A 14516-nucleotide genomic window follows, 5' to 3' on the forward strand; every position below is an offset into this window, starting at 1 on the left:
TTGGGCGTAGATTTTTTACAATAAGACGTAAGGAAGTTCTTATTTTTAGATAGAAGATGAAAGGGTGCTTGTTCATGGCGAAAATATTAGTAGCAGGAAACATTCCAGAAATCGGATTACAGTTATTACAAAATCATGATGTAGAGATGTATGGCAAAGAAGAATTAATTAGCACAGAAGAATTAGCCCAGTGTGTAAAGGATAAAGATGCTCTTTTAAGTTTACTTTCTACAAAGGTAACAAAAGAAGTAATCGATGCAGCACCCCATTTGAAAATTATTGCAAACTATGGTGCAGGTTACGATAATATTGATTATGCATATGCAGCAAAAAAAGGAATTGCTGTTACAAATACACCGAAAGTTTCAACAGAAGCAACGGCAGAATTAACGTTTGCGATCTTACTGGCAGCCGCAAGAAGAGTTCCTGAAGGAGATACATTGTGTCGTACAGTTGGCTTTAATGGCTGGGCACCGCTCTTTTTCCTTGGACGAGAAGTATACGGAAAAACAATTGGAATCATTGGCCTTGGAGAAATTGGAAAAGCGGTGGCAAAACGTGCAAAAGCGTTTGGTATGAATATTGTATATACAGGACCAAGCCGTAAGCTTGAGGCAGAGCGTGAATTAGAAGCAGCCTATGTAACATTTGAAGAGCTATTACAAACAGCAGATTTTATTACAATTAACTGTGCTTATAACTCAAGTCTTCATCATATGATCGATGAAGAACAATTTAAAATGATGAAAGAAACGGCTTATGTTGTAAATGCAGCACGCGGTCCTATTATGAATGAAGAAGCACTTGCTCATGCACTAGAGACAAATCAAATCGAAGGAGCAGCTCTTGATGTATTTGAATTCGAACCGAAAATTACAGAACGACTAAAAGGATTGAAAAATGTTGTCATGACTCCGCATATTGGAAATGCAACATTTGAGACACGAGATGCAATGGCAGAAATGGCAGTGCGTAACATTTTATCTGTATTAGAAAGCGAAGAGCCATTAACGCCTGTGAATAAAAAAGAATTGGTAACAAAATAAAGTGAAACTTTCATAAGTAGGGTATATGGATTTGTTTCCAAAACTATGTTTTACTTATTGTCAGCAAAAAGAAACCTTCCTGCGCAGGAAGGTTTCTTTTTATTCTTCTTTATTTGCTCGTTTTTTGTGAGACGGTCTTTGTCTAATAAATTGAGATAACATATACAAAATATAAAGCGGGATGGCAATAAACAGAAATTCAGGAATGTTGCCAAAGCTTGTTTTATACATTGTATAAATAATTCCAATTAAAAATAGTGTAATAATAATACTATATCGTGGAATTGGTACATCTTTTAAACTTGGAATGCGAACGCGGCTTACCATCAAAAATGCAAACGTTACAAATACTGTAATCAGAACAATTTTTGGAATGGTGTGTGAAAATAATGTTAAGAAGGCAACGAGTCCTCCAGCCGCAGTAATGGGAACGCCAGTAAAATATTTCATGGAAGTAGATGAAGGCGTCACATTGAAGCGGGCTAAGCGATATGCCCCGAAAAGCGGGAATAGTCCTGCGATATATAGTCCGATAATTCCATAATTAGAAAAAGATGTATAATACATTAAAACTGCAGGAGCGGCACCGAACGTGACAACATCCGCCAATGAGTCAAGTTCTTTTCCCATTTGTGAATCGACACGTAGTAAGCGAGCAACTCGACCATCGAGACTATCTAGCATCATCCCGATTAGTACTAAAATGGCAGCTGACTTATAATAACCTAAAGATGCATAGCCGATTGATAAAAAACCACTATATAAATTTCCGAGCGTAAATAAGTTTGGAATTGCTGCTCTATACAAAATCTGATCCCTTGCTTTCTGTTATGAATTCTTAATTAGTGTATGAAAGTTTATGTATTTTATCATAACATAAATTTCCTCCCCCGTACGAAAAAATTCCCATTTTGCGAAAGATTTCATGGGCTAGTTTGGAAAGAAAATCGATATAAGTGCTTGTTCAAAAAGGAGGATAAAGAGAGCCGAGTAGTTCGAGGCGTGAAAGCCAGGAGGATACGGAGTGTAGATGGAACTATATGAGTACCGGAGCGGTGATGTAACGAAGAAATAGGGCAGCTATCTTTACCGGACTTTTTGAACAGCCTCTATAAGAAAAAGGAACCTCGAATTACTATCATTCGAGGTTCCTGGTTATATTATTCAAATTTTGTTATCATCGTTTCTGTTTTATATTTATTGTGTGAATCAAAGCGTAATAAATCGCCATAGATAAGCTTGTCAGAGTAATTCAATTCCGTTTTTGCTTTTTCTATATACGGCTGGCAAATCGTTGTATCGATAGGTTCGCCGTTGCTTTTGTTGTAACACATATTTTTTGTATAAATGTAATCGTTTGTTACGAAACTACCATCACGCATAATCATAAGCGGATTATCATTTTTCGTAAATAAGTCTGTACCAAATTCAATAGAATGATTTGTTTTAATGCCAAGTAAATGAAGTAATGTTGGCTTTAAATCAATTTGTCCAGATACTTTAGAAATGACTTCTCCTTCTTGACCTGGAACATGAATAATGAGTGGTACACGTTGTAATTGCATAGAATCAAATGAAGTTATGGATTCTTTGCCGAGAAATTGTGCCATAGCAGCATTATGATTTTCAGAAATTCCATAATGATCTCCATAAATAACAATAATTGAATTGTCGTATAATCCTTCTTCTTTCAAACGATTGATAAACTGTTTGAGTGCTTCATCTGTATAACGTACAGTTGGGAAGTAGCGATTTAGGACTTCGCTATCGGAATTATATTCATCGATATATTGATCTTCTGGATTTAAAAGAAATGGAAAATGATTCGTTAACGTAATAAATTTGGTATAAAATGGCTGCGGTAAAGATTTTAGTTTTGAAATCGATTGATCAAAGAACTCTTTATCTTTTAAGCCCCAGCCGACAGACATTTGTTCAGTGCCTGTATAATCTTGTAAATTAAAATAGCGATCGTATCCGAGTGCCGGATACATCAAATCACGATTCCAAAATGTTTTATCGTTAGAATGAAAGACTGCAGAATAATAGCCATACTTTTTCAGTTGTTCGGGTGTTGCAGTATACTCATTGTCTGCATGAGTAAAGAATACAGAGCCACGGTCCAATGGATATAATGAATTTTCAACAATGAATTCTGCATCGGATGTTTTTCCTTGTCCAGTTTGATGATAGAAGTTATCAAAGTAATAGCTATCTTTTATAAACTGGTTTAAAAAAGGTGTGATTTCTTTTCCATTTATCTTTTTGTTTATAACAAAATTTTGTGTTGATTCCATTGAAATTAAAATCACATTTTTTCCTTTTGCAGCACCAAATAAGTCTTTGTTACTTTTTTTATCTTTTGTTTGTACATAATTTTCAATTTCAGAAAAGCCATCTCCACTTGCGAAAACACGTTGCGCGGAAGATTTGGACTGCAGCGCAATATCATATAGATGATACGTGTATAAACCTAAATTTTTCACAACTGTTTGGCGATCAAAAGAATGTGAAAACATCTGTGGCTTATGAATAACCGAAACGATAATTTGTAATGCTAATAGAGCTGTTATACCGCCAAAGAATGTCTGTTTTTCTGAGCGAGATAATGGTGTATCATCACAAAAAATTGGGAATTTACGTAAAATAAACGTTAAAATAATCGCATCTGCAAATAGAAGCAACGTCTTATACGTAAATAATTCTTTAATACTTGTTCCTAAATCTGCCATATTATTTGTTTGGAATAAAACCGGGAACGTGACAAAGTCATTATAAAATCCGTAGAACATCGCATTTCCAAATAAAATAAATGATAGAACAAAGCTGATTCCAATAATAATTCGATTTCGATATTTGGAAGCCAATAACGCTAGGCCGAAAAATAAAAGTAATGAAGCGAGTGGATTAAACAATAGCATGATTTCTTCGGAAATGTTATCAATTTTGATATCGAAGGCTAGCTTGTACACAGTATATGTTTTTATCCATAATAAAACGACTGCAATAAGTGCAAATCGCAGTTTTGGAAATAAATGTTGTAGCATAATAGACTCCTCTCCTACTACATGTGACGGTTCTAGTGACTTTATCCCGCTATTTGCGAGCAATAATACCTCCACTTCAAAATTCGGCAGGAAGCAAAGAAGTTAGATGGGGATAAACTGCCCGTAAAAGCTCGATTGGTGAAGATTAATGATCAATGGAGGATGAAGAAAACACCCACTGATCAAAGTTTCACTTTATATAAATACAAATTAAAAAACCGACATAAAACCCCTCTTTTTAGGTAGGAGAGAGCATCCGGCCATGCATAGAAGCGGTTATCCTTTTCCTGCCCGATGCGAAGTGAAAACAAAGAGAGAAAACGAGTGCAGGTCACCTGTTGTTCTCCATAGCCGCGGCTTATATGTCGAAAAATCAAAATGGATTTATATATATATACGAACTGTCGTGTATCTTTATGATTATTATACTATGTGTACTATTATACGAAAACAAAGCAGAGTTGTGGACGATTTTTATAAGAATTGGTTAGAAAAATTGAAAAAGGAGACAATAACAATATCGTATGATACGGAGGTTATGATGAAAAAGTTATTTTGTTTCATATGTAGCGGTTTCTTTTTATTTTCTACTCCTACAGTTTTTGCTGCACAATATACTCCGCCATTATTGGAAGATGCTCTTTATTCTGTGTTGTTTCCACAAATAAACGCAGCGATTCAAAAGCAATATGGGAAACAAAAACCATATGATTGTCCAAAGATTGTTAGTATGAAAAAACTGTATAGCGGTACATATTTATTTCGAACAGTAATTGAAGTAACGAAATATGAATCAGGTGCAGGGGGAAAGATACTCCCGCCATTTGAAAAAGTGAGTATTACATTTGAAAATGATGAGGGAGAGTGGAGCGTAAAAAAAATAGATGTAAAACGCTTACCAAACGATACGAAGTTAAATTGCAAAAAAGTAATTTAAAAAATTGTTTGACAAATAATTTATTCGTTTGGTATTCTTAAAAGCAACAAAAGATGTTTGAAAATTAAATAGACTTACCTCATCTACTCTCAAAGGTAGAGGCCGCAATAGGAAAAAGTATGCTATAGGAGATTCAGTGGAATCCATGATCATAGTTTGAAAGGGACTATTGCCGAAATATATGGATGACCACATCATTCATATATTGGGACTATGTTGAATAAATGTAGTACTGTCATAAGGTTTATCTTATGGAGAGCTATTTGGAGATGTTGATGCGGTTTCTTATTTGAGAAGATGACAACTCGTTTATTTTTTCATGATAGATTATTCCTAATAAGAAACGCGTGTGAACATTGTTCCGCGCGTTTTTTGTTTATCTAAAAGCGTGCTGCAATGATAGAAAAAGATTGGGGTAATAAGTTTTTGAGGAAATAAGGGAGGAATTTAAATGTATTTACACGGCACAAGTCGAATCAATGAGCAAGGGCACTTAGAAATTGGGGGATGTGACACGACGCAGTTAGCAAAAACATATGGGACACCACTTTATGTATATGATGAGGTTTCCATTCGTGAAAAATGTCGTGCATTTCACCGCGCTTTCCAGGAAAGTGGGTTCTCTTACCAAGTAGCATATGCAAGTAAGGCGTTCTTGTGCATGGAGATGTGCCGAGTAGCTCATGAAGAAAAAATGTCACTAGATGTTGTTTCTGGAGGAGAGTTATATACTGCATTGCAAGCTGGTTTTCCAGCAGCACGTATTCATTTTCATGGCAATAATAAAACAGAAGAAGAAATGGTTATAGCTTTGCAAGCAGATATTGGTTGTTTTGTTGTAGATAATTTCTTTGAATTAGAAGTTTTACATGATTTAGCGGAGCAGCATGGGAAAACTGTAAATATATTAATTCGTGTTACACCAGGAGTGGAAGCACATACACATGAATACATTACAACAGGGCAAGATGATTCGAAATTTGGTTTTGGTGTTTCAACAGGTCAAGCTTTGCAAGCGATCAAAATGGCACTAGAAAAATCAAATTATAACGTGTTAGGTATCCATTCACATATTGGTTCGCAAATTTTTGAAACAGCAGGGTTTGTTCGTGCAATTGAAGTATTGCGTAGTTTCCTAGAGGAGCTAAGAGAACAAACTAGCTATACGGTGAACGTATTAAATGTTGGTGGCGGTTTTGGTATTCGATATACGGAAGGAGATACACCACTTACACTTGAGACGTATGTGCAAGCTGTAACAACTGCAGTGCGAGAACAATTTACTGCATGTGAGTATCCGCTTCCTGAAATTTGGGTTGAGCCAGGACGTAGCATTGTTGGGGATGCAGGAACGACGCTTTATACAGTAGGGGCGGTAAAAGATATTCCAGGAATTCGTAAATATGTGTCAGTCGATGGTGGGATGACAGATAATTTACGACCTGCTTTATATGGTGCACGTTATGAGGCAATGCTCGCAAATCGAGGAAAAGAAGAAGATGAAGAGGTTGTTTCGATTGCTGGAAAGTGTTGTGAGAGCGGAGATATGCTCATTTGGGATATAGAATTACCGAAAGTCGCTTCAGCGGATTTGTTAGCAATATCTTGTACGGGAGCATATGGGTATTCAATGGCTAATAATTATAACCGAATCTGTCGTCCAGCCGTAGTATTTGCAAAAGGTGGAAAATCACAAGTTGTTGTTGACCGTGAAACATATGAAAATATAATTGGGAACGATCGCATACGTATTAAAGAGCTTGTATAACGGAAAAAAGGAGTTGCTTAAAGTGAGCAGCTCCTTTTAAAAAAATAAAAAATATAAAATATATCGGAAAACTAGGATTGAAAAAAATCTGAATTATGATAAAATACAAATACAAAGAATAGCTTATCAAGAGAAGCGGAGGGAACTGGCCCTACGAAGCTCGGCAACCTGCTTATAGAAGCAAGGTGCTAATTCCAGCAAAATGGCATCCATTTTGAAAGATAAGGTAAATATATTACCGAACAGTCTTTTCGAAATGGAAAAGATTTTTTTTATGAATGAAAAAAGGGGGGCTGTTCGTGGGAGTGCGTGGACATTTTGACGAAGTAGCTGAGAAAATTCAAACAATGCTTGCGGATATGAAATATGGCTCAATTACAATTGTTGTGCAAGATGGCAAAGTGATTCAACTTGAGAAAAGTGAAAAAGTACGCTTAAAATAAAAGCGCTGACTAGAAAAACTAGAGGCGGTTTTAACCTATGTAATAGGTTAAAACCGTCTTTTTGCGTTACAGGGGGAAAAACAATGTTAACGTACGAAGCATGGAAAGAAGATGTCATTTCTTTTTCTGAGGAAGACGAAACAAAAGGCGCATTACAAGTATTACGTTGGGCGTATGAACAGTATGGGGAGGAAATCGTGTATGCGTGCAGCTTTGGGGTGGAAGGAATGGTGCTGTTACACCTTATAAACCAAGTAAATCCATCTGCGAAAGTTGTATTTTTAGATACGAACGTTCATTTTCAAGAAACGTACGATTTAATTCAGCGAGTGAGAGGAAGATTTCCTGATTTGAAAATTATTAAAAAACAACCTGCTTCTACACTCGAGGAACAAGCAAAAGAGCATGGAGAAAAGTTGTGGGAGCGTAATCCGAATCTTTGCTGTAAATTAAGAAAAATTTTACCGCTAGAAGAATCTTTAAAGGGTGGAAAAGCGTGGATATCAGGATTAAGAAGAGAGCAATCTGAAACGCGTAAACATACACAGTTTATAAACCAAGATCATCGCTTTCAATCTATTAAAATATGTCCGCTTATTCATTGGACATGGAAGGAAATATGGCGCTATGTATATAAGCATAGTTTGCCATATAATCCGTTGCACGATGTTGGATATCCAAGTATTGGGTGTGAAAAATGCACATTACCTGTGGAAGTGGGAGGAGATTCAAGGGAAGGTCGATGGTCTGGAAAGATGAAAACGGAATGTGGCCTTCATGATCAATAGGGTTATGAACATTCCTAATATAAATAAGAAGGAGTACAGAAAAATGAGTGATACAAAGGTATTAGTAAATCGAGTTGATGAAACATATGAAACAGGACATATTGTAAAGGAAATTGAATTGGACAAAATTTCTTTAAGTGATTTAAACCTTCTTGCAACAGGTGGTTATACTCCGCTTGTAGGATTTTTAGGAAAAGATGATTACCAATCTGTTGTAGAAAAGATGCGTTTGACAAGCGGTGATGTATGGAGTATTCCCATTACGCTACCAGTAACAGAAGAAAAAGTAACAGAATTACAAATTGGGGAAGAAGCTCGTCTTGTAAAAGAAGGACTCACATATGGTGTGATTCAAATAGAAGATATCTTTGTTCCAGATAAAGAGAAGGAAGCGTTATTTGTCTATAAAACAACTGACACTGCACATCCAGGAGTAAAAAAATTATATGACCGTCCAAATGTTTATGTTGGAGGAACGATTATACTTGTGAAGCGTTTTGAAACTGGGAAATTCGCTTCGTATCATTTAGATCCAAGTGAAACACATGCAGAATTTGCAAAGCGTGGTTGGAAAACAGTAGTCGGCTTCCAAACAAGAAATCCGGTTCATCGTGCACATGAATATATCCAAAAATCAGCGCTTGAGATTGTAGATGGACTCTTTTTAAATCCACTTGTTGGTGAAACGAAATCAGATGATATTCCAGCTGATGTTCGTATGGAAAGCTATGAAGTACTTTTGAAAAATTATTATCCAAATGATCGCGTCTTTTTGAGTGTTTTTCCAGCTGCGATGCGCTATGCCGGACCACGTGAAGCGATATTTCATGCACTGGTCAGAAAAAATTTCGGTTGTACACACTTTATCGTCGGTCGTGATCATGCCGGGGTAGGTGATTATTACGGTACGTATGAAGCACAGGAAATCTTTGCGAATTTTACAGTAAAAGAGTTAGGGATTACACCGCTCTTTTTTGAACATAGCTTTTATTGTACGAAGTGTGAAGCGATGGCTTCAACGAAAACATGTCCGCATGGAAAAGAGGATCATGTCATTTTATCAGGTACGAAAGTGCGAGAATTATTAAGAAATGGTGAGATTCCACCAAGTACATTTAGCCGGAAAGAAGTAGTGGAAGTACTAATTCGCGGTTTACAAAAAGAAACTGTTACAAAGTAGGGAGAGAATAGAATGGATTCAAATATTACTTGGCACATTGCATCCGTTTCAAAGGAAGAGCGTAGGAAACAAAATGGGCATTATAGTTTTGTCCTTTGGTTTACAGGATTATCAGCTTCTGGAAAATCAACGGTAGCAAATGGAGTTGCCCGAAAATTGTTTGAAAGAAATATTGGGAATTATGTACTGGACGGCGATAATATTCGTCACGGTTTAAATAAAGATTTAGGATTTTCCGAAAATGATCGTACAGAAAATATTCGCCGCATTGGTGAAGTGGCAAAATTATTTGTAGATCAAGGAACAATTGTATTAACAGCATTTATTTCACCATTTCGAGAGGATCGCGGGCAAGTGCGAGATATTCTTGAACAAGGCGAATTTATAGAAGTATTTGTAAAGTGTCCAATAGAAGAATGTGAGAAACGTGATCCGAAAGGTCTTTATAAAAAAGCAAGACAAGGAGATATTAAGCAATTTACTGGTATAGATTCGCCTTATGAAGAACCTGCTCAAGCAGAAATCGTTGTAGAAACGCATCTGCATTCCATCGAGCAATGTGCGGAACAAATTATCGGTTACTTACAAGAACGTAGCTTTATATAGGGGGGAAATAAACGATGAATTATGAAAAAGTATGGGCAGACAATGAAAAATTAAATTTATCAGAAAAAAAGAAATTAGAAAAAGATGGTTTAGAAATTTTTAAAGATATTCCGTATTACGCTGAAAATGGATTTGACTCCATTCCGAAAGAAGAATGGGATTCATTTAAATGGGCGGGATTATATTTACAACGTCCGAAAGAAGCGGGATATTTTATGATGCGTGTCAATATCCCTTCTGGAATTATTACAAATGAACAAGCTGAGGCACTTGCATCAATTGCTGAAGATTATGGACGTGATGTTTTAGATATCACAACGAGACAAGCGATTCAGTTTCATTGGTTAGAAATTGGGCAAATTCCAGATATTTTTAAAAGATTAGAGAAGGTAGGATTATCTTCAGCTGGAGCGTGCGGAGATATTACACGTAATATCACAGGGAATCCACTTGCTGGAATTGATGCCAATGAACTGTTTGATACAGCACCAATTGTACAAGAGGTGTATGAATATTTTCAGCATAATGAAGAGTTCTCAAATCTACCACGTAAATTTAAAATGTCCATTAGTTCAAATATCTATAATTCAGCAAATGCTGAAATTAACTGCGTTGCGTTTACGCCGGCAACAAAAGAAATCGACGGAGAAAGTGTTGTAGGATTTCATATAAAAGTAGGAGGTGGCTTATCTGCCCGTCCATATTTAGCGGAAGAGTTAGATGTATTTGTTTTACCAGAACAAGTGAAGAGTGTAGCAATTGCAATTGCTACGATTTTTCGAGATTTTGGATATCGTGAAAAGCGTCATTTAGCTCGTTTGAAATTTCTTGTTGCAGACTGGGGTCCAGAGAAATTTAAAGACAAATTAGTAGAATATACAGGGCCTTTACAGGGGAAAGGAGAGAGTGCTTTAAAAGGCTGGAATGCAGGATACTTTTACGGCGTGCAAGATCAAAAGCAAAATGGTTTACATTACGTTGGTTTTAACGTACCGGTAGGTCGTTTACATGCAGAGGAAATGTTTGAGATTGCAAGGATTGCAAAACAGTACGGAAATGGAGAAATACGTACATGTAACTCACAAAATTTTATTATTCCAAATGTTCCTCCAGAAAATGTCGATAGTTTGTTAAAAGAGCCATTATTTGAATCTATATCTGCAAATCCAAAATCATTCATTGGTTATGCGGTTTCTTGCACTGGTATTGAATATTGCAATCTTGCATTGGTAGAAACAAAAGAGAGATTGCGTAGGATTGCAGAATACTTAGATACGGAACTCGTTCTTGATGTGCCAGTTCGCATTCATATGATAGGATGCCCAAACTCATGTGGTCAACGTCAAATTGCTGACATTGGCTTACAAGGAGTGAAATTGAAAACGAAGGAAAAAGGAATTGTTGAAGCGTTTGAGATCTATGTAGGTGGGACCCTCTTAGATGGCGGAACGTATAATCAAAAACTAAAAGGGAAAATTGATGGGGCAGATTTGCCGAATGTTCTTACATCATTTTTAACGTACTTTAAAGAGCATAAACTTCCAGCAGAAACATTTTATGAGTTTGCTGGACGTGTGGGCATTGAAAGCTTACAAGCGGTATTAAACACAATTTTAGAAGAAGTGATTGCATCATAGGGAGGGAACAATATGGATTTATATCGTTTTGAAGTTGTGTTAGAAAACGCTGTTGTTCCTGTAGTGGTAGTTGCACAAAGTGAAGAACAAGCATTTAGGCTTGTGGAAGTCGAATTAGAGAAATATTTTTTACCGTTGCCAGAAGTGAAAGAAATCTCTCTATATGAAAAAAAGAAGATTCGAAAAGGTGCGGCATTTGTAATTCATGAATAGGAGATAACTGCCCGTAAGTGCCCGATTGGTTTAACTAACCATCAGTGGGGGATGAAGCTCCCGACTGATGGGAATTTCACTTTATCGTAGAAATGAGGAGAGATGATGGGAAAAGTATATATTGTTGGGGCGGGACCAGGGGATCCGGATTTAATTTCTGTAAAAGGAGTAAAGTGCATTCAGCAAGCTGATGTTATTTTATATGACCGACTTGTCAATAAAGAGCTGCTTTCGTACGCAAAACCAGAAGCAGATTTAATTTATTGCGGAAAACTACCAAATTATCACACGATGAAACAAGAAACAATTCACGCTTTTCTAGTGAAATATGCAAAAAAAGGAAAAGTTGTTACAAGGTTAAAAGGAGGAGATCCATTTGTGTTTGGTAGAGGCGGTGAAGAAGCGGAAGTGTTAGCGAAGTATGGTATTCCATTTGAAATTGTACCTGGTATTACAGCTGGTATTGCCGCCTCTGCATATGCTGGTATTCCTGTTACGCACAGGGAAGCGAGTGCAAGCTTTGCTGTTGTGACAGGGCATCGTAAAGATGGTGCTGAAGAAGAGGTGAAATGGGAAAACCTAGCAAAGGGTGTGGATACACTTGCTGTTTATATGGGAGTAAGCAATCTTCCTTACATATGTGAGCAGCTTTTGAAATATGGAAAAGGAGAAGAAACACCAGTTGCTATTGTTGAGTGGGGTACTACCTCATCTCAGCGAACAATTACAGGAACGCTAGGAACAATTGTTGCAATTTCTGGAAAAGAGAATATTCAAAATCCGAGTATGATTGTAATTGGGGAAGTTGTCCGTTTCCGTGAAAAAATTCATTGGTTTGAACAAAAAATTGAAAATACGTATCCAGTAAGTGGAGTACTATAAAATGAAGGCAGTGTTATATATATGCCATGGAAGTAGACTGCAAGCGGCAAAAGAGGAAGCAGTAACTTTTGTATCTTCTTGTATGAAACGGGTATCAGCCCCTATTCAAGAACTATGTTTTTTAGAGTTAGCAAAGCCTTCTATTAGTGAAGGCTTTGCTGCTTGCATTAGAGGAGGAGCAACAGAAGTTATTGTTGTTCCTGTCTTTTTATTAGCAGCAGGTCATGTGAAAGAGGATATACCGCAAGAGTTAAAAAGATTCCAAAGCAGTTATCCTCATATTTCTATTACATATGGAAACCCATTTGGTGTGTCACAATCACTTGTGTCGGCTACGTATGAAGGAAGTGGTATCAATGAGTTTGAAAATGGAGTGACCCTCCTGCTCGTTGCGAGAGGAAGTAGTGATCCACAAACGTTACAGGATATGCAGCATATTGCTTCAATGTTTGAAAAAGAAGTGAAAGTCAGTAAAGTAGAAGTGTGTTATTTGGCGGCAGTAGAGCCTCGATTTGAGGAACAATTAAAGGAAGTTGTGGAAAGAGAGAATGAGAAGATTGTAGTTCTGCCTTACTTGTTATTTACAGGGCTATTAATGAAACATATTGAACGAGAAGTTCGTAAATATAATCAGTCTAATATATATATAAGTCCTTATTTAGGAAAGAATCTTGTATTTCAAGAAATGCTGATTCAAAAAACAGAAGAAATATTAAGGGGAGATGAGTGTGTATCCACTTACAGTACGAATTAAAAATAAACATGTCGTTGTAATTGGCGGTGGTCGAGTCGCGTCGTTTAAAATAGCTCCTTTATTTAAAGAAGGAGCGAATATAGTTGTAGTGAGTCGTGAACTAGATGCAAGTTTAGTAAAGCTTGTCGAAGCGAAACAGATTCGTTGGTTTCAAAAAGAGTATGCGAAAAGTGACTTAGAAAGCGCATTTTTAGTAGTGGCAGCTACAAGCGATCCATTATTAAATGAACGTATCGCACAAGAGGCATCGTCAAATCAGCTCGTCAATGTAATTACCAATCCAAAAAGCGGGAATGTGCATTTTCCAGCGACTATCCATCGCGGAAAACTTAATGTCGCCGTTTCTACTGGAGGTGCAAGTCCGAAGCTTGCGAAAAAAATTCGTGATGATATCGCAGCGAAATACGATGAGGCGTATGAAGATTATCTTGATTTTTTATATGAAGTAAGAATGAAAGTGAAGCAATTGTCTCTAGAAAAAAGACAACAGAATATTTTATTACAAGAAGTGTTGAAATCTGAGTATATTCAAAATCAGCAAAAAAGGGTAACGTTTTTACAAGAGTTAGATGAAAGAATTATCGTATAATAGAAGGCTATTACATGTATATGATATTTGACGTATTAAAAATGTACACTTGTTTATGTAGGAAATATATATAAATCCATTTTGATTTTTCGACATATAAGCCGCGGCTATGGATAACAAAAGGTGACGTGCACTCATTTTCTCTCTTTGTTTTCACTATGTCTGGGCAGAAAAAGGATCTGACCGCTTCTATGCATGGCTGGATGCTCTCTCCCATCTAAAAAGAAGGGTTTTATGTCGGTTTTTAATTTGTATTTATATAAATGAAATTCTTCTTTACAAATATAGTAATCTACTCTATAATCACAAGTGACTTCAATACATGAAATCGATGAGCAAGAAAAGTACGTATATTGGATGCGTTCAGAGAGCTGGGGTAAGGTGTGAGCCCGGTACGATAAAATATACTGAATGGGCTTGCGAGAGGTATGCTGAACTGTTTAGTAGGCAACCCGGGTTCCGCCGTTAAAAGGATAGGGTATCGGACTTTTTCCCGTACCTGAAAAAGTGGGATTGTTTTTATCCAATTGAGGTGGTACCACGGTATTATATTACATATATCGTCCTCTACATGCAGAAATGCGTGTAGGGGACTTTTTTTATTTTAAAGGAGGTGGGCGAGTATG

14 protein-coding genes, 2 riboswitches and 1 other annotated feature are annotated in these 14516 nt (G+C 36.7%); of the genes, 12 read left to right on the forward strand and 2 right to left on the reverse strand.

Annotation, left to right across the window (positions count from 1 at the left end; all coding sequences use genetic code 11):
• Positions 1-74: 74 nt before the first annotated feature.
• Positions 75-1046 (forward strand): NAD(P)-dependent oxidoreductase, encoded by a 972-nt coding sequence (locus QRE67_RS06910; RefSeq protein ID WP_286124164.1) that lies wholly within the window; start codon positions 75-77, stop codon positions 1044-1046.
• A 99-nt stretch (positions 1047-1145) separates the two neighbouring features.
• Here QRE67_RS06910 and pssA read toward each other — a convergent pair whose 3' ends face one another.
• Together pssA and QRE67_RS06920 are read right to left on the reverse strand one after the other, a co-directional pair.
• Positions 1146-1853 carry a CDP-diacylglycerol--serine O-phosphatidyltransferase gene (gene pssA, locus QRE67_RS06915; protein ID WP_286124165.1) on the reverse strand — a complete coding sequence of 236 codons (708 nt, stop codon included), beginning with the start codon at positions 1851-1853 and terminating at the stop codon, positions 1146-1148.
• Between the two features lie 353 nt (positions 1854-2206).
• Positions 2207-4093, reverse strand: coding sequence for an LTA synthase family protein (locus tag QRE67_RS06920; protein ID WP_286124166.1), 1887 nt, complete (start codon positions 4091-4093; stop codon positions 2207-2209).
• Between the two features lie 541 nt (positions 4094-4634).
• On the opposite strand from QRE67_RS06920, the gene QRE67_RS06925 reads away from it, so the two are divergent.
• The 11 genes from QRE67_RS06925 (at position 4635) to QRE67_RS06975 (ending at position 13890) form a co-directional block, all read left to right on the forward strand.
• Positions 4635-5030, forward strand: a complete 396-nt coding sequence (locus QRE67_RS06925) for a DUF3888 domain-containing protein (RefSeq protein ID WP_286125204.1) — start codon at positions 4635-4637, stop codon at positions 5028-5030.
• Positions 5031-5118: 88 nt separating this feature from the next.
• Positions 5119-5300: riboswitch (Lysine riboswitch) on the forward strand.
• Positions 5301-5481: 181 nt separating this feature from the next.
• Positions 5482-6798 (forward strand): diaminopimelate decarboxylase, encoded by a 1317-nt coding sequence (gene lysA / locus QRE67_RS06930; protein ID WP_286124167.1) that lies wholly within the window; start codon positions 5482-5484, stop codon positions 6796-6798.
• Between the two features lie 120 nt (positions 6799-6918).
• Positions 6919-7026, forward strand: a riboswitch (SAM riboswitch).
• 71 nt (positions 7027-7097) lie between these two features.
• On the forward strand, positions 7098-7241 hold the full coding sequence (locus QRE67_RS06935; protein ID WP_003196202.1) for a YezD family protein: 144 nt from the start codon (positions 7098-7100) through the stop codon (positions 7239-7241).
• 83 nt (positions 7242-7324) lie between these two features.
• The gene (locus tag QRE67_RS06940) at positions 7325-8029 is read left to right on the forward strand and encodes a phosphoadenylyl-sulfate reductase (protein ID WP_286124168.1); all 705 of its coding nucleotides are present in this window, start codon (positions 7325-7327) and stop codon (positions 8027-8029) included.
• A gap of 43 nt (positions 8030-8072) precedes the next feature.
• Entirely contained in the window at positions 8073-9209 is a 1137-nt protein-coding gene (gene sat, locus QRE67_RS06945) for a sulfate adenylyltransferase (protein ID WP_286124169.1), read from the forward strand.
• A 12-nt stretch (positions 9210-9221) separates the two neighbouring features.
• Positions 9222-9815 carry an adenylyl-sulfate kinase gene (gene cysC, locus QRE67_RS06950; protein WP_286124170.1) on the forward strand — a complete coding sequence of 198 codons (594 nt, stop codon included), beginning with the start codon at positions 9222-9224 and terminating at the stop codon, positions 9813-9815.
• A gap of 14 nt (positions 9816-9829) precedes the next feature.
• A complete protein-coding gene (locus tag QRE67_RS06955) occupies positions 9830-11452 on the forward strand; it encodes a nitrite/sulfite reductase (protein WP_286124171.1) in 1623 nt (540 codons plus the stop codon).
• 12 nt (positions 11453-11464) lie between these two features.
• The gene (locus QRE67_RS06960) at positions 11465-11665 is read left to right on the forward strand and encodes a DUF3906 family protein (protein ID WP_286124172.1); all 201 of its coding nucleotides are present in this window, start codon (positions 11465-11467) and stop codon (positions 11663-11665) included.
• Between the two features lie 105 nt (positions 11666-11770).
• Positions 11771-12547 carry a uroporphyrinogen-III C-methyltransferase gene (gene cobA / locus QRE67_RS06965; RefSeq protein WP_286124173.1) on the forward strand — a complete coding sequence of 259 codons (777 nt, stop codon included), beginning with the start codon at positions 11771-11773 and terminating at the stop codon, positions 12545-12547.
• A 1-nt stretch (position 12548) separates the two neighbouring features.
• Positions 12549-13301 (forward strand): sirohydrochlorin chelatase, encoded by a 753-nt coding sequence (locus tag QRE67_RS06970; RefSeq protein ID WP_286124174.1) that lies wholly within the window; start codon positions 12549-12551, stop codon positions 13299-13301.
• Positions 13276-13890: an NAD(P)-binding protein gene (locus tag QRE67_RS06975; protein WP_286124175.1), complete on the forward strand. Its 615-nt coding sequence runs from the start codon at positions 13276-13278 to the stop codon at positions 13888-13890. The genes QRE67_RS06970 and QRE67_RS06975 overlap by 26 nt, the downstream gene beginning before the upstream one ends.
• Positions 13891-14212: 322 nt before the next feature.
• Positions 14213-14461: a binding site (T-box leader), on the forward strand.
• The last annotated feature ends 55 nt before the right edge of the window (positions 14462-14516 follow it).

Origin of the sequence: Bacillus sp. DX3.1 (assembly GCF_030292155.1) — a bacterium.
In the GTDB taxonomy this organism is placed as follows: domain Bacteria; phylum Bacillota; class Bacilli; order Bacillales; family Bacillaceae_G; genus Bacillus_A.

Coding starts and splice junctions, on each gene's coding strand:
- QRE67_RS06910 (WP_286124164.1), top strand. CDS start 75: ATGGCGAAAATATTAGTAGCAGGAAACATTCCAGAAATCGGATTACAG.
- QRE67_RS06920 (WP_286124166.1), bottom strand. CDS start 4,093: ATGCTACAACATTTATTTCCAAAACTGCGATTTGCACTTATTGCAGTC.
- QRE67_RS06925 (WP_286125204.1), top strand. CDS start 4,635: ATGAAAAAGTTATTTTGTTTCATATGTAGCGGTTTCTTTTTATTTTCT.
- lysA (WP_286124167.1), top strand. CDS start 5,482: ATGTATTTACACGGCACAAGTCGAATCAATGAGCAAGGGCACTTAGAA.
- QRE67_RS06940 (WP_286124168.1), top strand. CDS start 7,325: ATGTTAACGTACGAAGCATGGAAAGAAGATGTCATTTCTTTTTCTGAG.
- sat (WP_286124169.1), top strand. CDS start 8,073: ATGAGTGATACAAAGGTATTAGTAAATCGAGTTGATGAAACATATGAA.
- cysC (WP_286124170.1), top strand. CDS start 9,222: ATGGATTCAAATATTACTTGGCACATTGCATCCGTTTCAAAGGAAGAG.
- QRE67_RS06955 (WP_286124171.1), top strand. CDS start 9,830: ATGAATTATGAAAAAGTATGGGCAGACAATGAAAAATTAAATTTATCA.
- QRE67_RS06960 (WP_286124172.1), top strand. CDS start 11,465: ATGGATTTATATCGTTTTGAAGTTGTGTTAGAAAACGCTGTTGTTCCT.
- cobA (WP_286124173.1), top strand. CDS start 11,771: ATGGGAAAAGTATATATTGTTGGGGCGGGACCAGGGGATCCGGATTTA.
- QRE67_RS06970 (WP_286124174.1), top strand. CDS start 12,549: ATGAAGGCAGTGTTATATATATGCCATGGAAGTAGACTGCAAGCGGCA.